This is a genomic window from Nitrospira sp., from assembly GCA_024760525.1.
Classification (GTDB): Bacteria; Nitrospirota; Nitrospiria; order Nitrospirales; family Nitrospiraceae; genus Nitrospira_D.
Genome location: CP060499.1, coordinates 730,596 through 754,300, shown reverse-complemented (window position 1 = coordinate 754,300; position 23,705 = coordinate 730,596). Strand labels below are relative to the sequence as shown.

The 23,705-nt window shown below is 56.8% G+C and carries 18 protein-coding genes; 8 read left to right on the top strand and 10 right to left on the bottom strand.

Annotated features, from left to right (window positions below):
• Positions 1 to 184 precede the first annotated feature (184 nt).
• The 5 genes from H8K04_03635 to H8K04_03615 all read right to left on the bottom strand — a co-directional run bounded on the left by H8K04_03635 (position 185) and on the right by H8K04_03615 (position 10,421).
• The gene (locus tag H8K04_03635; GenBank protein UVT16663.1) at positions 185 to 2,161 is read right to left on the bottom strand and encodes a PAS domain S-box protein; all 1,977 of its coding nucleotides are present in this window, start codon (positions 2,159 to 2,161) and stop codon (positions 185 to 187) included.
• Positions 2,162 to 2,175: 14 nt separating this feature from the next.
• Positions 2,176 to 3,306 (bottom strand): PAS domain S-box protein, encoded by a 1,131-nt coding sequence (locus tag H8K04_03630; GenBank protein UVT17848.1) that lies wholly within the window; start codon positions 3,304 to 3,306, stop codon positions 2,176 to 2,178.
• Positions 3,307 to 4,144: 838 nt separating this feature from the next.
• Positions 4,145 to 6,085, bottom strand: a complete 1,941-nt coding sequence (locus tag H8K04_03625) for a response regulator (GenBank protein UVT16662.1) — start codon at positions 6,083 to 6,085, stop codon at positions 4,145 to 4,147.
• Positions 6,082 to 8,298: a response regulator gene (locus H8K04_03620; GenBank protein ID UVT16661.1), complete on the bottom strand. Its 2,217-nt coding sequence runs from the start codon at positions 8,296 to 8,298 to the stop codon at positions 6,082 to 6,084. Before H8K04_03620 ends, H8K04_03625 begins: the two co-directional genes overlap by 4 nt.
• A gap of 395 nt (positions 8,299 to 8,693) precedes the next feature.
• Positions 8,694 to 10,421 carry a hypothetical protein gene (locus tag H8K04_03615; GenBank protein ID UVT16660.1) on the bottom strand — a complete coding sequence of 576 codons (1,728 nt, stop codon included), beginning with the start codon at positions 10,419 to 10,421 and terminating at the stop codon, positions 8,694 to 8,696.
• Between the two features lie 59 nt (positions 10,422 to 10,480).
• Between H8K04_03615 and H8K04_03610 the strand changes: the two genes are divergently transcribed.
• Positions 10,481 to 12,760, top strand: a complete 2,280-nt coding sequence (locus H8K04_03610) for a hypothetical protein (protein ID UVT16659.1) — start codon at positions 10,481 to 10,483, stop codon at positions 12,758 to 12,760.
• Between the two features lie 193 nt (positions 12,761 to 12,953).
• Positions 12,954 to 14,534 carry an HDOD domain-containing protein gene (locus tag H8K04_03605; GenBank protein ID UVT16658.1) on the top strand — a complete coding sequence of 527 codons (1,581 nt, stop codon included), beginning with the start codon at positions 12,954 to 12,956 and terminating at the stop codon, positions 14,532 to 14,534.
• 111 nt (positions 14,535 to 14,645) lie between these two features.
• Here H8K04_03605 and H8K04_03600 read toward each other — a convergent pair whose 3' ends face one another.
• From H8K04_03600 to H8K04_03590, 3 genes are all read right to left on the bottom strand, one after another.
• Positions 14,646 to 15,389, bottom strand: coding sequence for a sterol desaturase family protein (locus H8K04_03600; protein ID UVT16657.1), 744 nt, complete (start codon positions 15,387 to 15,389; stop codon positions 14,646 to 14,648).
• A gap of 186 nt (positions 15,390 to 15,575) precedes the next feature.
• Entirely contained in the window at positions 15,576 to 16,433 is an 858-nt protein-coding gene (locus H8K04_03595) for an HDOD domain-containing protein (protein ID UVT16656.1), read from the bottom strand.
• Positions 16,434 to 16,602: 169 nt separating this feature from the next.
• A complete protein-coding gene (locus H8K04_03590) occupies positions 16,603 to 18,435 on the bottom strand; it encodes an ABC-F family ATP-binding cassette domain-containing protein (GenBank protein UVT16655.1) in 1,833 nt (610 codons plus the stop codon).
• Between the two features lie 214 nt (positions 18,436 to 18,649).
• Here H8K04_03590 and H8K04_03585 point away from each other — a divergent pair, with 214 nt between their 5' ends.
• From H8K04_03585 to H8K04_03565, 5 genes are read left to right on the top strand one after another with little or no spacing between them, the layout of a single operon-like run.
• Positions 18,650 to 19,042: a hypothetical protein gene (locus tag H8K04_03585; protein UVT16654.1), complete on the top strand. Its 393-nt coding sequence runs from the start codon at positions 18,650 to 18,652 to the stop codon at positions 19,040 to 19,042.
• Positions 19,043 to 19,073: 31 nt separating this feature from the next.
• Entirely contained in the window at positions 19,074 to 19,640 is a 567-nt protein-coding gene (locus H8K04_03580) for a hypothetical protein (GenBank protein ID UVT16653.1), read from the top strand.
• A 24-nt stretch (positions 19,641 to 19,664) separates the two neighbouring features.
• On the top strand, positions 19,665 to 20,114 hold the full coding sequence (locus tag H8K04_03575; GenBank protein ID UVT17847.1) for a hypothetical protein: 450 nt from the start codon (positions 19,665 to 19,667) through the stop codon (positions 20,112 to 20,114).
• Positions 20,111 to 20,701: a hypothetical protein gene (locus H8K04_03570; protein ID UVT16652.1), complete on the top strand. Its 591-nt coding sequence runs from the start codon at positions 20,111 to 20,113 to the stop codon at positions 20,699 to 20,701. Before H8K04_03575 ends, H8K04_03570 begins: the two co-directional genes overlap by 4 nt.
• A 50-nt stretch (positions 20,702 to 20,751) precedes the next feature.
• Entirely contained in the window at positions 20,752 to 20,928 is a 177-nt protein-coding gene (locus H8K04_03565; GenBank protein ID UVT16651.1) for a hypothetical protein, read from the top strand.
• Here H8K04_03565 and H8K04_03560 read toward each other — a convergent pair.
• Positions 20,887 to 21,648: a CBS domain-containing protein gene (locus H8K04_03560; GenBank protein ID UVT16650.1), complete on the bottom strand. Its 762-nt coding sequence runs from the start codon at positions 21,646 to 21,648 to the stop codon at positions 20,887 to 20,889. The genes H8K04_03565 and H8K04_03560 overlap by 42 nt on opposite strands.
• A gap of 188 nt (positions 21,649 to 21,836) precedes the next feature.
• Between H8K04_03560 and H8K04_03555 the strand changes: the two genes are divergently transcribed.
• Entirely contained in the window at positions 21,837 to 22,226 is a 390-nt protein-coding gene (locus H8K04_03555; GenBank protein ID UVT16649.1) for a hypothetical protein, read from the top strand.
• Positions 22,227 to 22,269: 43 nt separating this feature from the next.
• Here H8K04_03555 and glnA read toward each other — a convergent pair whose 3' ends face one another.
• The gene (gene glnA, locus H8K04_03550) at positions 22,270 to 23,679 is read right to left on the bottom strand and encodes a type I glutamate--ammonia ligase (protein UVT16648.1); all 1,410 of its coding nucleotides are present in this window, start codon (positions 23,677 to 23,679) and stop codon (positions 22,270 to 22,272) included.
• Positions 23,680 to 23,705: the final 26 nt, after the last annotated feature.

Below are 23,705 nucleotides of genomic sequence, written 5' to 3'. Positions count from 1 at the left end.
ACGCTCCTCTCCGGGTGTTGCATCGACCGGCGATCAAGCACTCTGGTGCCGCCCTGCGCGTACTCCGGTTCCGATGGAGCCGCAGCCCGCTTTTCAAGATCCATAATTTCCTCCGCAACGACGTGAACATGAACGTGAGCTCTTTCCGTTACAGAATGTCAGGTCGGCTCTCGCCTTCCTCAGATTATGCCACCGCCGCCCGTTCGGCCACCGGACCACTCAGTGTAAAAAAGAATGTGGTACCGACTCCCGGCGTCGATTCTGCCCAAATCCGGCCGCCATGACGCTCGATGATCTTCTTGACAATTGCCAGTCCCATACCGTTTCCTGGATACTCACCCCGTGTATGCAATCGCTGAAATATGACGAACACTCGTTCGCAATACTGTTGGTCGAAGCCGATCCCATTGTCTTGAACGGCAAACCGCCACTGAGCAGCGCCCTTGGCTCCTGGCGTGCTGCATGCCGAGATGCGGATGACCGGCGGCCGTTCGCCGCTAAATTTAAGCGCGTTACCGATCAGATTCTGAAATATTTGAGTAAGCTGACTCGGATCAGCCAACACGGTGGGCAGCGAGTCGCAGTGAATGACTGCGCCGACCTCCTTGATGGCAATTTGCAAATTGGCGACCGCCGTCCGAACGCTTTTCGATGCATCAATGGTAACGGGGGCCTCACCTCGCCGACCAACCCGTGAGTACGTCAGCAGGTCGTCGATCAGCGTCTTCATGCGCTTGGCCCCTTCGACGGCAAAGTCGATGAACTCATCGGCATCTTGATCGATCTTCCCTTTATACCGGCGAGCCAACAATCCGCAATAACTCGACACCATACGCAACGGCTCCTGCAAATCATGTGACGCCACATAGGCAAACTGTTCCAGCTCGTGATTGGAGCGGCTCAATTCTGCCGTCTGTTGCTCAAGCTCCTGTTCGGCGCGCTTCCGCTCTGTAATATCCACCACTGTCGCCAGGACAAACACGTCATCCTCGGTTCGAATGGGATTGAGCCCGACCTCGACCGGAAATTCGGTGTTATCCTTGCGTAGTCCGAACAAGTCCCGCCCTACGCCCATCGAGCGGACGCTGGGAGCATGACCGAAAGTCTGTCGCATCTCGGGATGGGCACTCCGGAACCGACCCGGAATCAGCTGCTCAACGGAACTCCCGATCAACTCGCTCCGCTCGTACCCAAAGAGCGCTTCGATTTGGGCGTTGATCAGGGTAATCCGCCCTTCCGAATTGACCATCAGCATGCCGCAGGGCGCGGATTCCACCACGAGCCGAAACTGTTCTTCTTTTGCTTTATCCTCGGTCACGTCCGTCAGGGTTCCGACGAAACCCATCACTGTTCCGTCCTCGCCAGGTACCGTGGACGCTTGCCCGAGTACCCAGCTCACACTTTCGTCACGATGCACAAACCGGTGTTCAGATCGGAACGGTTGGCCGGTTTCAACCGTGTGTGCCCATGCGGCGAGCACCCGATCATGATCGTCAGGATGCAGGGCGTGCCCCCATCCCGTTCGAACTTCCTCCTGTGAAGTCACGCCGATCATTTCGATCACGCGTTCGTTGGCATACTTGATGAGACCGTCCCTATCGCAGTGGAAGATGCCGACGGGAGCAACTTCCGCCAATATCCTGAATTGCGCTTGGTTTTCACGCAACTCGGTCGTCCGCACTGCAATCAGTGCTTGTAACTCTGCCGAGGTGTGGCGCAACTCATCCTCCACTCGAAGCCGTTGTGCGATCTCCAATCGCAATTCTTCATTCACCTTTTCCAATTGGGCAGGGCTCGGCCATGTGAGCGCCTGAGGCACCAGTCGTACCAGAAGAATCGCCGTGAGGATGGACAAAGCGGCCGTCGCAACTTTCGTCAGTCCCTCAACAAAGTAAGCGGGCCACCACAAGGTCCATATAGACATCAGATGCGTGGTTCCACAGGCAAAAATGAACGCGCTGAATAGGTGAAGTATCCACCCAAAGGACAAATCACTGCGCTTCTTCACAAAATACGCGAGGATGAACGGAATGGAGTAGTAGGCAAGGACGATCACACTGTCGGCGATCGCATGTAGCCAGAGCAGGCCCGACTCCCAGAGAAGGCACTGACCGTGCGGGAGAAATCCGGAAGGGATGGACCAAGACAGAAACTCGTTCATTCACCACCTCATGTTCAGGCAGCGGCGTCGACCCGTTCCGATGCGTACCCGAGTAATTCGATGAAGAAGGTCGTGCCTATCCCCGGAGTTGACTTCACCCAGATACTGCCCCCATACCGTTCGATGATTTTTTTCGTGATCGCCAGCCCCATGCCGTTTCCTTCGTATTCCTCCCGGGTGTGCAAGCGTTGAAAGATCTCGAACACCCGTTCTTGGAATTGTGGCTCGAAGCCGATCCCGTTGTCCTGTATTGAGAATACCCACCGCGACGAGTCCTGTCGCTCATCCGACTGTCTGGCCGACACATGAATCTCCGGACAGCGGCCGCCACAAAACTTCAAGGCATTGCTGATCAGATTCTGAAACACTTGAGTCAGCTGCACCGGATCGGCCATCACCCGCGGCAATTCCCCGCAATGAATCGACGCTCTTGTTTCGTTGATGGTGAGCTGTAGATTGGCCAGAGCTGCCTGCAAGCTCTCTCCGGCATCGACCAAGACTAAAGGCTTCTCTCGCCGGCCGACTCGCGAGTATGTCAGCAGATCGTCGATCAAGTCCTTCATGCGTTTGGCCCCGTCGACGGCAAACTGGATGAACTCGTCTGCGTCCTGATCGAGCTTCCCCTTATATCGACGGGCCAGAAGCCCGCAATAGCCCGACACCATCCGCAACGGCTCTTGCAAGTCGTGTGACGCCACATAGGCGAATTGTTCCAGCTCATGGTTGGAACGACTCAATTCTGCGGTCTGTCTCTCCAACTGCTGCTCGGCACGCTTCCGCTCTGTGATATCCACCACCGTCGCCAACATCTGTTTGCCCGAGCTGAGCTCGGTATGACTGAACCCCACGTCGATCGGGAACTCTGTTCCATCCTTGCGCAATCCAAACAGGTCCGTTCTCTGCCACACGCTGGCCGGATCGGTGATGTGCGCGTTCAGGTCTCCTGTGCCGAGTCGGGTAGTCCGGAATCGTTCAGGTAAGAGAGTATCGACTTGGTTTCCAATCATCTCATTGCGGCCGTATCCGAACAACACTTCAAGCTGATGGTTGACCATCGATAGCGCGCCATTGGAACCGACCATCAACATGCCGCAAGGGGCAGATTCAACAACCACGCGAAACCGAGCATTCTCTTCCATCTGCATATCGTGCTTAGCCTGCCGCACCAGCCCCTGTTCAAAGTCCAGTTTCGCGCTGTAGGCAACAATCCCGTAGGAGAAGAGCCTGACACCATGCCACCACCACCACATTGGATCCCATACGGTGGACCAGGTAAAGAAGATTTCCGACATGCCGATGGATGCGTAACAGGATGCCTGCCGCACAGGTTCCCAGTGAGACGAATGCTTCAGGTGGCGAAGAAACCAAACGGCACTCCCAAAAAACGCGATCCCGCCGCTGACGGTCAACACGGTCGTCATCCATGTCATAGCCCGCTGATCGACCATGTGTGGTACGAGCTGTGGGTTTCTGAGGAGAAGCATTCCGAGGAGAGGATATGACAATATGCAGATGATCACTGCCCATCCGACTGAAACCTTTCGATGCGCTTGACCAGGTAACCACACAAGCAACGACAGCATGCCCCCGATAAACGTCGCACAACTCCGAAACCAGACCGACAAGTCCCCTAGAGGGACGAGCGCATGCAATCCATAGAGGGCCCCCATATTCAGGAACGCTAAACCTACCCAGACCCGATGAGACTCCCTTGGATTTGCTATGTAGTTGGTAAAGGAATGCCAGGCAACGATGATCGAGAGAAAGGACCCCAACCCTTCTGCAACCGCATGTACGAAAGGGAATGCCAATTCCCAGGCCGGAACGGCTATCGAAATAAGCAAGGAGACGGCCAGGACGATTCCCAGGAAGGAGCCAATCGTCAATACCCGGCTATCGATATCCAAGAACCGAGACATGGAACCCCCACCCGTGAGGACCACCTATTGGCAAGTGGCTCGGATGAAACGGACTGTGTTGCCGTTACGATTGCAAGGCAGCCGCATGGCCGATAGGTCCGTCCTGTAGAGCCTCGCCGACTCGCTTTAACAAAATATCCTCGGTGAACGGCTTCATGAGGAACGGCTTCTCCCCGACCATGAACTGGGGCTTGACGGTCGACATCGGTAAGGTACACAGGTGCGGGTGCGCTTCGGCCATTTGGGCCGTCAATTCGTGACCGCTCAAGCCCGGCATAACCTCATCCACAATGAGCAAATCGATTTTATCCTCGTGCTGTTCGCTCATACGGAGGGCTTGGGATCCGTCACATGCGTCCAGGACGCGGTAACCGTTTGCCTCGAGCAATTCACGGATCAGCGTTCGCACAGTATCTTCATCGTCGACGACCAACACGGTTTCAGAGCCGGATCGCCGTGGCGACTCGGCAGTATGGTTGAATGTCATCACACCTTGGGCGATATGGGAAACTGGAAAGACAAGCGTGTACTCGCTCACCTCCATATCGTCTTGGGAGACGAAGCAATATCCCTGATGCTCCGTGATCGTCTTCAAGACCGCCGCCATGCCGAACCTCTCTTCGTCTTCTCCGACGGCCTCATTCTCTGGAAACACCAAACATTGCGGGGCCGCGTTCACCGGTGCGGGATACTCCGGAGAGACGGCGCGGATGATGACGGCGGTAAACGGGCCGCGGCAGATAAAGCCCATCGCCTCCGCGTCTTTCCCGTCGATATTCCATGTCCGTGTCTCGATCTGAAGATGCACATCTTCACCGTGACCTTGAATGATATTCATGGCCAGAATGAGCAACGCCTGTTCCAATTCTCTGGGATTGCCCCTCACACGTCCCAGGAACGGATCAGAAACGATCGTGACTTCGCGGCGTACTCCGATGACCAGCCGGATCATACGCTCCATGTCCGCCAACAGCAGGTTCATGTCCAGAAGCACAGGGTCCTTCGTCGTCGTCTTTCCGAGCGAGAGCAAGTGCTGTGTAATCGCCATGGCCCGCTGGCCGGCTTTTCGAATCTGGAGCATACGGCCGTGCGCGCGGGTATCCGCAGGCAAATCATGCACGACGAGATCGGCAAACCCATTGATGGCGGTAATCAGATTGTTGAAATCATGCGCGACCCCGCAGGCCAGGTTCCCCATCGCGGCGAATTGTTCCGCCTGCCTCAATTGTTGATCGGCCTTGCTGAACTTCTCTTCCATCGCATGTTGCTCCGTGATATCGAACAGCACGCCGTCTCGATTCGGCAATGCCCCGCGTGCCGGTCCGACACCTTGACCTCGGTCGAAAATCCAGCGGATCTGGCCGTCCTTTCGACGGATCCTGTACTCGATGGAATATGGTTGTTTGCGGGTCACGGCTCCCAGCAACATGCACATCGTGCGTTCCCGATCATCCGAATGAATCAGGTCCGAGTAGCCACCCGACGCTTTCGCCATGAATTCTTCTATGGAATATCCGGTCAACGTCTCGAACGAAGGGCTCGCAAACAGCAGTGCCCCGCGCTTATCGCTATGACAGCGATACACCACGCCGGGAATGTTCGCGACCAGCGATCGGTAGCGTGCATCGGACGCTCTCCGTTCGATGGAGTACTGAATCACTCGTACCAACGCTTCCGAATTCATGGTTCCCTTCAACAGGTAGTCCTGCGCGCCATGCTTGAGTGCCTCAAGCGCCTGCGCCTTGTCGTTCAATCCGGTCAAAACGATAATCGGCGCTTCCTTCGATAGCGGCTGCAATCGCTGAAGCCCTTCCAGCTTATCGCTGTCCGGCAACGAAAGATCGAGCAGCACCACATCGAAGGACTCATTGGTCATCACGTCGACAGCCTGATTGAGACGACCGACACAGGTCACATCCACCTCGAAATCCGGCGATTCGGAGAGCATTTCCTGGGCTAGTCTGGCGTCGCCGAGATTATCCTCTACGAGCAGGACTCGTTTCATATGGGCCTCCTTTGCGGCTCATTCAATGTATTGGCTGACCTTCCCATGGATTCTCCACAGTCGCCGATTCCCGTACTATGTCCAGGAATCCACCGATCAAACATGTTGGACACTGCTTCCGCGACGAGCGGCTTGTTGAGGACATCGTCCAACCCCGACGCCATGAATCGTTCTCGATCCTGAGGCTGCATGCTGGTCGTCAGGGCGATGATCGGCAACCGCGGAGCCGCTCCAGGTTTGAGAAATGGTGTGCCGTTTTCCGCCATTGAACGGGTCGCATCGGCGAGACGCTGCGCTTCCAGCCGGCGAATGGCTCTGGCCACACCAAGGCCATCCATGTCGAGCATTTGGATGTCCATCATCACCAGATCGTACCGTCGATGACCGATGATCTCGAGCACACGCTGCCCGTTCGACACGACATCAACCCTCCCCCCCAATTTCTCAAGGAGCCGAACCGCCACCTTTTGAGTGATGTCGTTGTCGTCAACAACTAATATCCGTGTCCGCCCACTCGCGCGGCGTTCATCAAGGCTGTGTGCCGTAATCAAGGGAAGCGCCGGCTGACTTCCACTCACCAGTCCTGGACGCGTACCCATGACCATACACAGACACTCATAGAGCTGCGCCTCACGAACCGGCTTCGGTAGGTATGCGGCAATCGTAGACTGATGCGCGCGTGCCGCATCTCCCCGTTCCCCGAACGCCGTCAGGAGCACAAGGGGAAGGCTTCGAAACGCCGTATTGGCTCGGATCCGTTTCGCGAGCTCGAACCCGCTCATCCCTGGCATTTTGGCGTCAAGAATCACCAGGTCGAAGGGATCGCCATTGGCATAGGCCTTCTCGATGCAGGCCAACGCCTGTGTTCCGGACTCCGCAGCTTGCGACTTCATCGACCACACCGCCGTCAAATGTCCCAAGAGGGAGCGGCAGGCGTCATTGTCGTCTACGATACAAACCCGTAACCCTTTGAGGTCGCGACGGGGAATCGTCAGAGGACAGTCGTCGTTGGATTTTGCGTCCAAAGTGATTGTGAACCAGAATCGGCTGCCTTTTCCCGGCGTGCTGTCGACCCCGATCTCCCCTTGCATTTGATGGACAAGATTCTTGCAGATCGCCAAGCCGAGCCCCGTGCCGCCGTACTTTCTCGTGGTGGAGGTATCGGCCTGACTAAACGGTTTGAACAGGACTGTTTGTTGTTCTACCGTCAACCCGATTCCGGTATCGGCCACTTCGAAGCGTAAGACGCTTTTGCTCCAGACTTCCTGTGCCAAGCCGACCCGTACGACCACTTCTCCGCGCTCGGTGAACTTGATGGCGTTTCCCACAAGGTTGATAAGAATCTGGCGGAGCCGCCCGGGATCACCGCGGAATCCATCAGGCACAAGGCCGGACACCACCGCGACCAGCTCAAGATCCTTTTCACTGGCTTGATGGCTCAAGAGATGTAAGACATCGTCGACGGTTTTTCGAAGGTTGAAGTCGATGCACTCGAGGGTCATCTTGTTGGCATCGAGCTTCGAAAATTCCAGCACGTCGTTGAGAATCATCATGAGGTTCTCTGCGGACATCTCGATCGTCTTGGCACACTCCTGTTGTTCCGGAGTCAACCCCATGTCCAACAGCATGTTGGCCATGCCGATGATGCCGTTCATCGGAGTTCTAATCTCATGGCTCATATTGGCCAGAAATTCCCCCTTGGCCCGAGCCGCATCGAGCGCGTGATTTCTGGCTTCGAGAAGCTCGTGATTCATGCGCTCAAGGTTTCGGTTCGTCGATTCCAACTGATGCTCGATACGCTGCCGCTCGATCGCATAACGAATCGAACGAACCAGGATATGGCCGTCCACTCGCCCTTTGATCAGGTAGTCCTGCGCTCCATGTTGCATGGCTTCGATGGCAAGCGCTTCATCACTCATACCGCTCAGGACAATGATCGGTAGGTTTGGGAATGAGCTCCGGAGTGGACGCAAGGTATCCAGCCCATGAGTTTCGAGCAATGTGAGATCGAGCAGGACGGCGTCGAATTGATCGCCGCTCAAACGGCGAATAGCCGCGCTGAGGCGTGTCACATGCGCGAGGGAAAATCCGTGGGGATGCGACTCTTGAATGAATTCCCGTGCCAGGCGGGCGTCAGCCTCATTGTCTTCTACCAGCAACACTTTCGTCAGCACATCAGAGGAACAGGCTGGTTCAACTGTCGTGATGGGCATGCTTGTGCGAACCTTCCTACCGGCCTCAAATAGGAAGCACTCAGCAAAGAGGCGAATGCTTGCTCAAGGGCCAAGCCCGACCTTGGCGTGCAAAATATGGCGACATATGGCAAAAAGTTCGGAGCATGGCTCTCCTCGACTTGTCGGATAAATACTGAAAAACTTTAGACTCTTTGTCGAAAAGAGGAGCCTCCTCACGGGTTTCAGATCAATAGTATCATTTGATCGGCGACATGGCGCCGTAGAGGGGAAATTACCGGTATCACGAGCCCCTATGGAGCGGTTAGAAAATGCTTGATCTCAGCGGTACAGCGACAACCAGTGGAATAAACCCGAGGTTAATGCGTCACAACGGCGATCATTCGACAGAGTCGGAGCAGCTGCCCTATGCCAAGTTAGGCGCTACCCGCGGCTGTGGAGAGTGCCGCTTTGAGAAGAGAGGAGGATTCTGGATCAGAAAACAAAGATCTGAACATCCGGTGGACCATATCTGTATGGCGCTGATGATCCTGACGGAACCGTTCGCTCGCCTGATCCCGATCGTCCGACCCATACCCCAAGCGAACCGCACATCGCTCGAGTTCAATCCGGCTCTCCGGAAGGGCATGGGTCTGGAGATCCTGGACCATCTGGAGCTTATGCTCGACATCCCGAAGAAACAGGTACGCTGCGGTCAGCTCATCCCGTTCTTTCGCCGAAATCAGTTTCCGACGGGCGAACCGATCCAATGCACCAAGAGTACTGCGGTCAAGGAGTGCCGGAACCCGCCTCCCAGCCAGCACCTGAATCGTCTGCACGAGGAATTCTATCTCCCGGATACCGCCTGTTCCGAGCTTCACATCACGCCGTTCGTGCCCACGGTCTGCTATTTTCGTGTCGATCATCTCTTTGACGATCCTCACTTCGTGGACCACCGGCAGCGCCTCGGTGAAACTCGTCTTCGTTCCAGGCTTCCCGAAAATAAATGGCTTCACCACGCCCAAAAATGCGTTCCCGACACGTGTCGAACCGGCTACCGGCGAGGCCTTCAGGAGCGCCAATCGCTCCCAGACTTGTCCACGTCTGAGATAGTATCGCCGATAACCCGAGAGAGAGCGTGCTAACTGGCCGACAGACCCCTCCGCCCGTAAACGCAGATCGACTCGAAAGACATGCCCTTCCCTGGTCGGTTCAATCAACACTCTCGTCAATTCTCGGGCAAGGATCTCAAAATATTCCTCATTGGAAATGCCGACACCGGCCGGCTTGGCGGCGCGCCTACCTCCCGGGGCTCTGGTTTCCCCGTCATCGGACTCATAGATATAGAGCAGATCGACATCAGAGCTGTAATTCAATTCATGGCCACCGAGCTTGCCCATCCCGATCACGGCGAATCTTGTTTCCATCCATCGTCCCTGCCGATTTCGGTGCATCGGGATGCCATACTGTTGTCTGAGATCGCCGTCGACAATTTCATACGCCGCATGAATGAGCAGGCAGGCCAGATCGGACAATGACGCCGTCGTCTGAGGCACCGTGGCGAGTCGGAGCAGATCCCGGACACCGATCCGTAACATTTCCCGCCGCCGAAACCGGCGCAGCGCGTCCAACCTCAATTGGCCGGACATCAGATGCCCGATGCTCTTGCGAAGCGCGCTCTCCAACTCATTCCGCGTAGGCGATCTGGACAACACGTCTTCCTCGGCCAGCCAATACACCAACGTCGGATCTCGAACGAGGGTGAAGGTCAAGGCATCGCTATTGCCGAAAATGACACAGAGGAGATCGAGCATGCGCGGCCAGCTGTGCAAATAGTCGAGAAAGGCAGTACGGGCGACACGCGACAGCATGCGCTCCCAATGGTTCAGCGCCTGATCCGGGTCGGCCGTTCTGGAGACTGATTCCAACAAAAGCGGCAGGATGTCGGCCAACCGGCGGCGTTGGGTCGGGTCGCCTGCCATTGCATTCAGGTTGCGGTCGGCCTGGTCGGGGTCGCGCAGACCATAGGCCGACAAAATGGCCCGTACTTCCTCGGCATTTCTCTTGGTCGCGAGCAAGACAGGCCTGGGATCCGGCTTGGAGGAAGTCGTCTGAATTGTTGGTTGAGCCTGTGCCGGCGGAAACGGAATGGATGATTGAGTCATGGCGGGGCATTATACTCTCCCCTACGCACAATGAAACCCATTCGGGTATACTGAAGGCCATGCCGATCAGCTCTCCCGACCTCGGGCCGATCTTCAATACCGTCCGTCCATTGTGTCCTGACGTAGTACCAGAAGCTCTTCAAGATTTCTTCACCCGCATGGATCAGGAGTATTTCCGGCGGTTCGATCCCACGACGATCGCTCAGCATATCCGATTGACGGCACAACTGACTTCGGAACATCCCTGCACAATTGCCTTTGCTGAACAGCAGGATAAACGGTTTGAGGTGACGATCGTCGCGTACGATTATTTCTCCGAATTCGCTACTATTTGCGGCCTACTTTCAGCGTTCGGCTTGAACATTGAAGAAGGACAGATTTATACGTTTGCCGACAAAGCCGCTCCGCAGTCTGCTCGCACGAATTGGACAGGATACGGACCGCGTGTCCGCGCAAAGAGCAGCCCGAGTTTGAGCAGAAAAAAGATTGTCGACGTGTTCCGCGTCTTGCCGGTATCAGGCGCGGAGTTGGGGATTGAACAACAGAATCTCCTGGCAGACTCACTCCACTCGGTCATCATGTTGCTCGACAAGGGACAGTTCGCGGAAGCGCGCTTTGCGGTGAACCGGCGGCTGGTCGAGCAGCTGGGCAAGCGGCGCGGATCCTTCAGCGGCCTGCTCAATCCGGTCCAGATCACGTTCGACAACAGCCAATCCCCCACCGATACAGTCATGGACATCCGGTCGGACGATACCCCGGCCTTTTTGTACGCCTTCGCCAACGCCCTCGCGATGCGCAACGTGTACATTTCCAAAGCGCAATTTGACGTCGAGAATGGCAAGATTCATGACCGCTTTTATGTCCGCAACCGCCACGGCCAGAAGCTCACCGATGCGGCAGATCAGCAGCAGTTGCGCTTGACGGCCGTGCTCATTAAGCAGTTCACACACGCCCTTACCTGGGCCCCCGACCCGACCAAAGCCCTGGAATCGTTTGACCAGTTTCTTGACCTCACCGTGCAACAGGCGAAAGGGAAAGCCCTGCAGAAAGCCTTGGCCTTTCTCAGCGACAAAAAGACGTTCCCCTTGCTCGCCCGTCTGCTGGGCGCCAGCGATTTTCTCTGGGAAGACTTTCTGCGTCGCCAATACAGCAACCTCCTTCCTCTCCTGCAAGACTATCGGGATGCGCCCCTTATTGCGCCACGAGCGACACTTCGCAAGGACCTTGATCGTCTGGTGAGTCGGGCTGCAACCGATGAGGAGAGGAAGGCGGCACTGAACAGCTTTAAAGATCGCGAGCTGTTTCGCATCGATATGAAGCATATCGTCGAGCCTGGCACCGCTCTCCCTGATTTTTCCGCGGCACTCACCCAATTGGCCGAAGTGATCGTCGATCGGAGCTTGAAGGACTGCCAAGCCAAATTGAACAAACTCTATGGCCCACCGCGTTTGCCGAACAAGAAACCCTGTCCATTCACCGTTCTCGGCCTGGGCAAATTCGGCGGCAAGGAACTCGGATACGCCTCGGATATTGAAGTGATGTTTGTGTACGGCGACGCGGGGCGCACCGGCGGCAAGCAGCCGATCGAGAACAGTGAATATTTTGAGCGGCTGGGGCACGAACTTTTGCAGTGGATTGAGGCGAAACAGGAAGGCATTTTTCACCTGGACGTACGCCTCCGTCCCCATGGTGGGAAAGGCTCTCTGACCAACCCCTTCGACGAGATCTCCAACTACTACAGTGAGCAGGGCCTTGCCGCCGCATTCGAACGCCAGTCGTTGATCAAACTGCGGCATGTGGCCGGCGATGCCGCTCTCGGTAAACGAGTCGAAGCTCATCGCGACAGTTATGTCTACAGCGGCCATCCCTGGGATCTTCCCGGAGCCCTCGACTTGCGTCGTCAGCAGCTGAAGCAACTGGTCGAGCGCGGCACCGTGAACCTGAAACATAGTCCGGGTGGCATCGTCGATATCGAATATGCCGTCCAGTACCTTCAAGTCATGCACGGCCATCGGCTCCCCGTCCTACGCACCCCCAACACCATGCAGGCCCTGGCCGCCTTGGTCGACTGTGGGATCGTGACGAGGCCGGATGGCGAGAATCTTCGCAAGGCCTATTTCTTCATCCGCATGCTCATCGACGGCCTCCGCATGGTCCGCGGCAACGCGAAAGATCGTGTCCTCCCGCCCGTTGACTCCGATGAATTTATCTTTCTCGCCCGCCGTGTCGGCTATGCCACAGACGACTGGGAGGCCGGCGCTCGGCATCTCCAGACCGACGTCGAACAGCATATGAGGCTCACCAAAGAATTCTTCGAGCGGACGTACGGAAAGCTCTAGCTCACCTCACGCCACGTCCCTGAGTCTTCTGAAGCCCTCACGAAGACCTGACTATCGGGTAATGGCCACACGATGCTGCGGAGGCCCGGCGCCTCGAAACGGACATCGAGCAAGATAATGAAGGAGCCTCGTCTCCTCAAGCTTGGTGGTGTTCTAACCGATAGAGCTTCAGACGTTCGACCGAGGAACTCCTATGATTTCGTCAGGCATAGCCGCGGAATCGGCCTTGATCGACTCTATTCGTCCTCGCCTCCATCGAAATCTCAAGCCCCTCTTCGATGAGTCCAGCCGCTGCCTTCCGATCCTACAGTCAACTTGCCAGCAAATCCTGAGTCACATGGGGCCTCATTCCAACGCCGTGAGCCTCGCCCGGGTGATCAGCCGCGATCACGGACTGACATGCAAGGTACTGCAGGTCGCAAACAGCATCGCCTACAGCCCGCAACAGACGATTGTCTCGGTCCCTCATGCGGTCAGCTGGCTAGGGCTCGATACCGTTCGGTCCCTCGTGGCTGCCGCGCACCTTGTCGAGCAGCTGCGACACTGGCCAGTTCGTCAGCATGAGTTTCGAACGCTGATCGCCAAGTCCCTCATCTCCGCAACCTATGCGTGCGAACTGGGCATGGCGATCGAATACCCTCAGCCGGGCCAGTTGTTTACCGCGGCGCTTCTCTACTCCATCGGAGACTTGGCGATTGCGTATCAGGATCCGGACCTGTTTGAAGCCCTCCAAGCCACCTCTCGAAAGGCGAAGCTACCGGCAGAATGCGTGCTTCAAGAGACTCAGCTCCTCGGCATACCTCGTCTGACTTTGGCTCAAGCGTTGGCTCGGATGTGGAAACTCCCGGACGATCTCATCGAGCTCTTCAGCAGGCCCGGGGAACCGGTGATGGGACGTTGGCCAAGCGGGTTCCCCACCTACAGGGGAATCGTCGTCGGTTCCATCCGGCTGGTCGAAGCCATGACCAACTCCGCACCACAGGCTGGCATCGAGGAAGCTAAACGAACACTCCTTCTCGGAAGCGGGCTCACTTCAGCGCAGTTCGCGGATTTACTGATTCGTGCCATGGACCGAGGACGCCAGCTCATTCGCTCGATGGGGTTGTCACTCGACTCCGCCGCCGAAGCAAAAGACGAAACACGGGAGGTCACCGAGTCGCCCTCATGCCGCCAGTCCACCCACTCGGTGGCTGATGAGAAACCAGCGTCTCCTCCTCAACGGGTTGCTCCGACACAAGCCCCCCCTCCTGCTCCGATTCGGACCAAGCCGCTTGAAACACTCCAAGCCTTTCAGGACTCGCTGCAGAGTGCAAAGGACCTAAACACCTTACTTGGCACCTTCGTCACCTCTCTGCACCAGGACGCCGGATTTGACCGCGTGGGTTTGGCACTCCTGAACCAAAGCGATAGTGATCTGCTCGTCGGAAGGCTGGTGCTTGGGGTGGCTCCACTAGCCCCCTACATCCGGTCCCTGTCCGGTTCGCTCAGCCGGGAACATCAGTTTTTCCTGACGGTCCTCAAGCGGGTCGATCCTCTGCTCGTTCCAAACTTTTCAGATCAACCGCCTGGAACCATGAAGCAGGACTTTCTCGAGATCTGGCAACCGACATCGGCGATCCTTGCGCCGTTGCGGGTGGGCGCGAAACCGATCGGACTCATCTACTGCGATCGGGCGACGAGTCATCAGCCGATGCATGCACAGGACTACCAGGCCTTGCAGCTGTTCTTTGCCCAGACAACATTGGGGCTGAATCGACTGGCCGGCATACTGTAGCTCAGCCTCCATCTGGATGTCGCAAAGACCGCCCGCGAGGTTTCGACCACGCTGCATGCAACTACTGTTTGGCCTCAGCAATCGTCGTTCTGATGCGCCAGCAGCCTCTAGTCAGATCCCGATGGCCAAGCGGACTGGATGGACCGCTTCAGAAATCCCGTATGGCCCCGTCGTCTCTACTTGGTCGGGATCCACATAGGTGCCGAACAGCCGATCCCACACGGTCAACAGGACCCCGAAATTCCCCCCAGCTCTCCCCATTTGTCTCAGGTGATGCACCCGATGGTAGCGGGGCGTGACGAAGCACCACTCCAGCTTTTTCGATTGCCACGTCACATTCATATGCATCCAGTTATTCGTCAGGATCAGCATACAGGAATAGAGCGGAAAGAATAGGGCAGGCACCGGTTTGAGAAGGGGAAACGCCAGCAGATAAGGGATGTTGGCAAGTGCCACTTGCGGAAGGCTCGCCCGGACACCGGCCAGCCAGTACAGTTCCGTCGGTGAATGGTGCCAGCGATGGATCGGCCACCCCCCCGATGTATGCCAGAACCGATGCATCCAGTAGGCAATTCCGTCCATGACGAACAGGAACACCAGCAGCTTGAACCCGAATGGGACCGCCTGCCAACGCCAGTGTGAGTAGTCAGGAAATGGGATTCGATCCGTCACTTGTGTAGCGACGACGAAGAAGATCTGATAGGTGATGAACGCCCCAATATCCCATAGAAACACGCGACGATAGAGGAGTGCGCGCGACGGCCAGTAATATTCCACTGCGAAAAAGAGCAGGCCGATTCCCCAATAGACGGCGAGCCATTCCAACGAAAACACAGTGGTCAACAAGTCGTCCATGATGCTCCTGTAAGAAACATGTGTCAGATCGACAACGAGGACAAAGTGAGGCAAGAGGATCGCTCATCTTGAAGATGCCGGTCAAGTCGGCACAACACTCCATTCACCCTTCCTATGCAGGCTGCCCCGGTCGGGAAACATCCCACATCGGAGATTGTTGTCTGATCACAGGAAGGTTCTGAGGAGCTACGCCGCCAGGGCGAGGGGGTGGATGAGCGCCAGCGTCTCTTGCAGTTGTGTGTGAGCCTCTTCCAGTAGTACAGGGAGGGTGGCCGGTACGAACCGAGTGGCGGTCACAGCATGGGGGCTGAACGGCGGTGCGGCAGGGCGCCGGCTGGGCTCGAGTTCTTCATAGTCGGCAACGACACCGGCTAGATGCACGACGGAAGCATGCATGATGAACTCGCCGGCATCGTTCGGACTCAGCTGGCAACGGATGGCCTGTTCGATCTGCATGGGCATGCCCCATGACCGAATGAGTTCGGCCCCTACTTCAGCAAAGTCGCACCCAATGTTGGACTGCTCCACTTCAGCCAGGGAAGTTTCAAGGTACCCCGCCTCGATGAGAGCAGACTGGGCGCGCTGCGGCACAGCTTCGTACAAGACAAGGTGGCCGATGTCGCGCAACAGGCCTTCGATAAAGAAGCGCTCGCTATCAGCGATACCACACGATCTGGCGATCTTTCCCGCAACCAGAGCGCAGAGCACGCTTTTCCGCCAGAATTGAGGAACGTCCATGAGTTGCACCGTCATCCCGGAAAAAGTTCGGCCGACAGTGGTCGCCGTAACGAGATCGTTGATTGCCTGGACGCCGAGAAGCGTCACGGCGCGAGTGATCGTGTCGATCTGTTTAGGAAACCCATACAGCGGGCTGTTGACGATGCGGAGCACCCTGGCCGAAATAGCTGGGTCCAACTTGAGAACATTGGCGAGATCGTCCATGGTCGAGTCGGGATCGTCCACCACATCCCGCACGCGAATGTATATCTCCGGCAAGGTGAAGACCGTGGTGCAGGACTGGACCAGTTCGCTCGCCGTTGGCATGGTGGAGGGTCCCTTCGGTGATACGCCGATACAGGCTCTCGCCTCCTCTATCGGTTATGAACGGGTGGAACTGTAGAGGAAGTGTTCGTCTGGAGAGAAAGACTCGCTATGCGACAAACCAGAACCAATACACAGGACGGGAGCCGGGAGTCTGTTTCTGGTCAGCAATTTACTGGGTGCTACCGATGGCTTGAGCGCGTTTCTCCTCCAATTCGGCCCAGCGGGCGTAGAGGCGCTCGACGTCAGCTTGCGCGACATGCAGCGCCGCGTAGCGTTCTTGTAATTCAGCGGCGGAGGAAGCAATGGATGGATCATTTGCCGCCATTTGGCAAGCAACGACCCGTTCTTCGGCTTTCTGAATGGTGATTTCGATCTGATCCCATTCTTTCTGTTCTTTGTACGACAAGCCTTTCCGTTTGGACGGTCCCGCCGAGGCAGGACTTTCCTTTGCAATCTGAGATTTTCGTTCTTGCGTCGTTTTTTTTGCCTGCGCGGCTTCCCATTGGGCATAGTCGGCGAACCACTCGGCGCGGCCCGTCCCATCCAGGGCAAGAAGTCTGGTGGAGACTCGGTCCAGCAGCCACCGGTCGTGCGTCACTAGAACAAGTGCGCCCTCGAATTCCAGCAGGCTGTCTTCCAGCACATCGAGCGTCGGGATATCCAAATCGTTCGTGGGTTCGTCGAGGATCAAGAGATCCGCCGGCTGAAGCATGAGTCGAGCGATCAGCAACCGGGCCTGCTCTCCGCCCGACAGACGGGAGACCGGCAAATCCAGCTGCTCCGGCCTGAACAGAAAACGCTTGGCCCATGAGACCAGATGCACGGACCGATCCTGGTACACGACGGCATCGCCACCGGCAGGAGCGAGGGCACGCCGCAACGTGGCCTGCTGGTCCAGCGACTCGCGATGTTGGTCGAAGGTCACGACCCGGAGCCGATCGGCTCGGGTGATGGCGCCGCTGTCTGTCGGCAACGTGCCCGCCAAGAGTTTGAGGAGAGTGGTCTTGCCGCCGCCATTGGGGCCCAGAAGACCGATCCGTTCGCCTGGCCCTATCATGAGGTCGAGGCAGGACACGATCGGCTTGCCGCCGAGTGTTTTCCCGATTTCCTTTGCAACCAACAATTGTTTCGACTTTCGACCGGAAGCCGCGAAGTCGATTCCGGCCGACGCATTCCCCTGCCGCGACTCGATATCCTGCAGTTCGTCGATGAGCCGTCCCGCCGAGTCAATTCTGGCCTTGGCCTTGGTCGTGCGGGCTTTGGGGCCACGCCTGAGCCATTCCACTTCGCGCCGGACCCGATTGGCCAATGATGCCTGATAGTCGGCCTGCGCCTGTAAGGCCGCGTCGCGCTGCTCCAGGAACTCGCTGTACCGCCCGTTCGCCTGAAAGAGGCCATTGGCGTATCTCCGGTTCAATTCCCAGATCCGCGTGGTCACCGATTCCAGGAACCGGCGATCGTGACTAATGACGATGAACGCATGGGGTTCGGCTTTCAGCAGGTCTTCAAGCCAAAGGATGCCGTCGAGGTCCAGATGGTTAGTCGGCTCGTCCATGAGCAGCACGTCCGGTTCCAGCATCAGTGACCGTGCGATCGCCAACCGCTTCTTCCATCCTCCCGAAAGTGTCGAGACCACCTGATCGGATCGAACAAATCCTCCGAGGCTGAGCGCTTTGGCAATTCTCCCGCCATGCTCATGCGGATCCAGTCCCTCGTCGAGAAGGACTTGGACCAGCGTGTCCTCCACCGAGTGCTGCTCGGCAAAGGAGGGCTCCTGCGGGACATAGCCGATGCGGATCTGCCGCCGTATGGATCGGGTCCCACTATCCGGCACCTCAAGGCCGGCGAGGATCTTGAGCAACGTGGATTTCCCGGAACCGTTGGGGCCGATCAGGCCGACATGGTCGCCGTCGGCCAGTCCGAGCGACAGATCAGTAAACAACGGTTTGATACCGAAGCTTTTCCCAAGAGACTCGCAACTGAGCAGCATGATCGGCGGCATGACGGGTGACGCGCAGTGTACCCGATCGCAGTGAGAAAACGGGTATCTTTCTTCAAGAGGATGAGCCGCAGCCCCATTCGCCGGCACACGGCCGCTCAATGCTTGGCCTCTCTCCCCTTACTCTCCCGTCATTGACACCTCGCCTCAGGCACAGTAGCCTGTGCTCAGAGTCACGTCTGCGCCACACAGGGACGACAGAAAGGGGAACCCATCAATGAAATCTACATGGACGATTCTGAGTCTTTGTCTGATCATGGCAACCATAGGTTGCGGCGGCAATAAGGCCGAAATTAAGGAAGACCGTCTCACCGTCGGCAAGGTGCAGGGTGAGGTCAAAGTCGGGATGCCTGCCTCTCAGGTGGCCGAACTGCTGGGGAGTCCCAATATCGTGACGACGGACGAGAAGCGGCGCGAGGTCTGGATCTACGACAAGGTCTCGACTGATCGCGTCGACACGGCCAGCTCATCCTTTGCAAGCATCATCATTCTCGGCACCACATCACGTGACAGCTCGAGCTCACAACGCCAACGTACTCTGACCATCATCATCAAGTACGATGAAGAAAAGAAGGTCCGAGACTTTGCCTACAACTCCACCCAGTTCTGATCCGCCCGTGAGAGGGATCCGCATCAGGGTTATGGGGAAAAGACTTCTTCTTCCGATCCTGGCTCTTACATTCCTAAACGGCTGTGTCGCCCAGACCGAACCGGCCGACCTTTTCGCTCTCACACCGGACGTTCCCAAACATCGGGCTATGCAGACTCGCATGTTCGAAACGCCGAACGAGCAGGAACTTCTCTCAGCCTCGGCCGCCGTGCTCCAGGATTTGGGATTTCAGATTGAAGAAAGCCAGCGGGAAGCCGGCTTCCTGCGCGCTGCGAAGGAGCGCAGTGCCCGTGAATACGGTCAATATGCCGGAAAGGCGCTATGGTTCTTCCTCTCGTTAGGGAAGGTCTTACAGCCGGTGGATCTGCATCAGAGGATCGCCGCGGCCCTCGTGTCCCGTCCGCTCGACCGGGAAGCGACCCGCCAGGAAGTCCGCATTGTGTTCTACCGGGTCGTCTGGAAGGGAGATGGCCAGATCGATCGCCAGTACATTCCGCCCGGGACGCAATATATGGAAATGGTCCGCGATGCGGAGATTTATCAGCAATTTTTTGCCAAGCTCTCCAAAGCCGTGTTTCTCGAGGCCCATCGAATCTGAAGCCGTGCCATGGAAAGGCTCACGATGCAAACCACGATGATCTGCACCGGCGTCCTATTCGCCGGAACCCTCTTCCTCTATGGATGCGTCCCGCCGGAAGTGAAACAGGATTTGCTCGCCCCGACCGAGGCACAGATGAAGATCCGGAGCCTTCAGACGAGGACTTTCGATCTGGCTGATCGCAACGCCGCCATCCGCGGAGTCATCGCCTCGCTCCAGGACCTCGGCTTCATCATCGAACGGGCCAACGAAGGACTTGGACTTGTCACCGCGGCACGATTCGCCGAACCCAACTACTACGACGTCGTGACGATCACCGTGACGGTGCGGCAGGAGACGGCGGAGAAAATGAGCATTCGCGCCAATGCCATCTACAACAACAAGCCCATCGAGGATCCCAAGGTGTACCAGAACTTCTTCGCGGCATTGCAGCGAACCCTGTTTCTCTCTCAGGAATCCAAACCATCGTCATGATCGCCCTCAGATCGCTCGATTTGCCATCGCCTCAACAATGGTTGCCTACGATGCTGCTGGCCGTAGCAACGTTCTGCACGGCCTGTTCGCCTTACGAAATGCGGCACGACAATCAATCCGACGCGCGGACACAGATCTGGCTGTCCGAGGAGAGTCAGGTCAAGGTCCGTGCCGCACAAACACGCGTGTTCGATACCAAAGACCGGCGCAAGATGCTCCAGGCGATCGTCATGACCTTGCAAGATCTGAACTGCAAGATCGAGGTGCTCGATGAGGAGCTGGGAATCGTGTCCGGCAAGAAATTTGTCGATCTTGAGGAACCGACCTTCATCGATCCGTCCTATTTTCTTTACCAGCCGGACACACTCCTGTTTCTCACCAGAAACTACCGTGCCTGGGGTCCTTTCTATCAGCGCAGCGACCTGGTGCGGCTGACCGTCACCGTCCGCAACCGCAACGACGTGCAACTCGTCGTGCGGGCCAGCGCTCAGTTCTATCTTCGTGCTGTCGAGGATCCCCTGCCCTACCAGCAGTTCTTCCGCACCCTGGAGCAAGCGGTTTTTCTGGAAGGCCACTCCGTCGAGTAACCGGCGTCGTACTTTTCTTGGTGATCCCTCGGACAAAATGGGTGGGAGGCGTGGCACAGATTGCCAAGGAGGAACCGATTGCCGGCCTGGCCGCTACGGCATCGCTGCAGGCAGTCGACGTACTCACTCACAAGTGGCTGGATTGCCGCCCCTGCCGCCATGCGCGCGTGGTGCGGGACATGACGTTAGGACGATATCTGCGCTTCCAAGGCACGCAGGAGATCTGAAACGGAAAGTACGCCGATGATGGTGGCATCGGCAGTCACAGGCAGATGCCGGATGCCCTGCTTCTTCATCAGCGACATGGCGTCCGCTAAGGACTCATCTTCTTCGATGGTCACGATTGATCGGCTCATGCAGGTGGCGACAGTGGTGCTGTTGGGATCCAACCCTTTGGCGACCGCTTTGCGGGTGACATCGGAATCGGTGATGATCCCGATATAACGAGACCCATCGTCCACGATCAGTGAGCCGACTTTGTGTTTCTGCAACATCTGCCCCGCTTGTTTAATCGAGGCCTCTCTATGGATGCTTCGGACCTCGTGCGACATATAATCTGCGACGAGTGCCTGCCCAACTCCTTTTGCCTTCCTAGTTGCCTGCACACGCCGGCGCAATTCGAGGTCAGCCAGGCAGCTTTCCAGCACTTGGCGCCGCTGCTGCAGACTTTCGCGCTCCACATTGTGCGTCCCGCTTTCCTGCGCTTCTTCCGGTAAGAGTGCCGACTCTCCCGTTTTCGCAAGGAGGTAGGCTTCGGATTCATCGGAGGCGGCACCGAACACCTGGCCGATCAGCTCTTCAGCTGCTTCGTCGAAATCCTCAAGCGAAACGGACCCGCGCTTGCGCGAGAGAAACGGCTGAAACTTCACGAGCTGCTGCTTGAACCGTTCGACATACCGATCGAGAATATCACTCCGCGTCAACCCCGTACGAACTCGCTTCGGCATCGTCACCCTCCCCGGTTATGAACGCGAGCATACTCTAAGCCAGGATGAGGCTCAAGAGGTCGATGGAACGGAATCTCTTGGTTCGCCACCCTGCAATTTGCCGCTTGATTTTTTGCCCGTTTGCCCTTATGCCATCCGCTCTCAACCTGTATGGCTCATGAAGTAGAAAACGAACCGGGTGCGCCGTCATGATCCGATTGGTGTTTGTTGCTATGCTGATCCTCAGCGACGGGCCGGTCTTTGCGGGATGGGTGGCCGTCGAGAAACAGTCCCAACCTGCCGGCTTGGAAACCGTGTACTTCGATCCGGAGACGATTCGTCGGAACGGGAGCCGCGCGACCCTCTGGCAACTCACGGACATCCAGTGGAATGACACGACACGATTCTTGTCCAGCAAGACCCACAAGGAATTTGATTGTGCGCAATCTCTGGTTCGCGTGCTGCAAATTGTGGAATTTTCCAGGCAGATGGGTACCGGCAAGTCGGCGTCCGGCTACATCGAAAATGGCCGTTGGCAGCCTATTGAGACTCAAAGCCTCAACCATGCCCTGTGGCAGATTGCGTGCAAGAAGCCCTGACCGTCGAACAGGGCATCTCGCAAGTCACTCTGGCTCTCTTTCGCTAAACATCGTAGTACAAGAAAAACTCATACGGATGCGGACGCAACCGCATCGCATCGATCTCCTTGTTTCGTTTATAGCCGACCCAGGCTTCGATCAGATCCTCGGTAAATACCTCTCCTTTGAGCAGAAACTGATGATCTTTTTCCAGGCTGCTGATCGCTTCATCAAGGCTCCCGGGCATCGTCGGGATACTGGCGGCCTCTTTGGGATCGAGATCATAGAGGTCTTTTTCAGCCGGTTCGCCGGGGTTGATCTTGTTTTGAATGCCGTCCAGCCCCGCCATGAGCATCGCGGAGAATGCCAAATACGGATTGCAGGACGGGTCCGGAAACCGCACCTCGATCCGCTTGGCTTTCGGACTCGGGGAGTACATCGGAATACGGATCCCGGCCGATCGATTCCGACTGGAATAGGCCAGCAGCACGGGAGCTTCGAATCCCGGTGTGATGCGTTTGTAGGAATTCGTCGTCGGGTTGGTAAACGCCGCCAACGCCGGCGCATGTTTCAGAATACCGCCGATATAATACAAACAGAGCTGTGAAATGCCGGCATAATCTTTCCCGGCAAAGAGTGGTTTTCCATCGTTCCAAATACTCTGGTGCGTGTGCATTCCGGATCCCGCATCATTGAACAGCGGTTTCGGCATGAATGTCGCCGTCTTCCCATGTCGACGGGCCACGTTTTTGACGATGTACTTGTACATCATCATCTTGTCCGCAGTCCGCAACAGGGAATCAAATCGAATATCGATCTCGGCCTGCCCGGCCGAGGCCGTCTCGTGATGATGCTTTTCCACCACGATGCCGACCTTTTCCATTTCAAGGACCATTTCGCTTCGGATATCTTGTTGGGTATCTGCGGGAGCCACGGGGAAATACCCTTGCTTGTGGCGGATCTTGCCGCCGAGGTTGAGCCCCTCTTGCCCCATGTTCCATGCGCCTTCCTCAGAATCCAGATAATAGAAGCCGCTGTGGCTGTTCTGATCGTAGCGGGCATGGTCGAAGATGAAAAATTCAGCTTCCGGACCCCAGAATGAACTGTCCCCGATCTTGGTGCTCTGAAGATACCGCTCCGCCTTCTGAGCGATGAATCTGGGATCTCTGTCGTAATTTTCACGGGAGATCGGATCCACGACGTTGCCGGTCATGCTGAGTGTCGGCACCGCGGTAAAGGGATCCAAACAGGCCGTCGCCGGGTCGGGCACTACCAACAAGTCACTGTTGTTGATGGCCTTCCAGCCGCGAATCGATGATCCATCCAGACCGGAACCGTCCTTGAACAGCGTCTCGGTCAGTTCGCTCACGGGGATCGTCATATGTTGCCACACGCCCGGCAGATCGACGAATTTCAAGTCCACCATCTGCACTCTGTGCTTCTTGGCGAACTCCAACACCTCACGCACGTTCATTCCCTTCCTCCTTTACGAGATCCTTT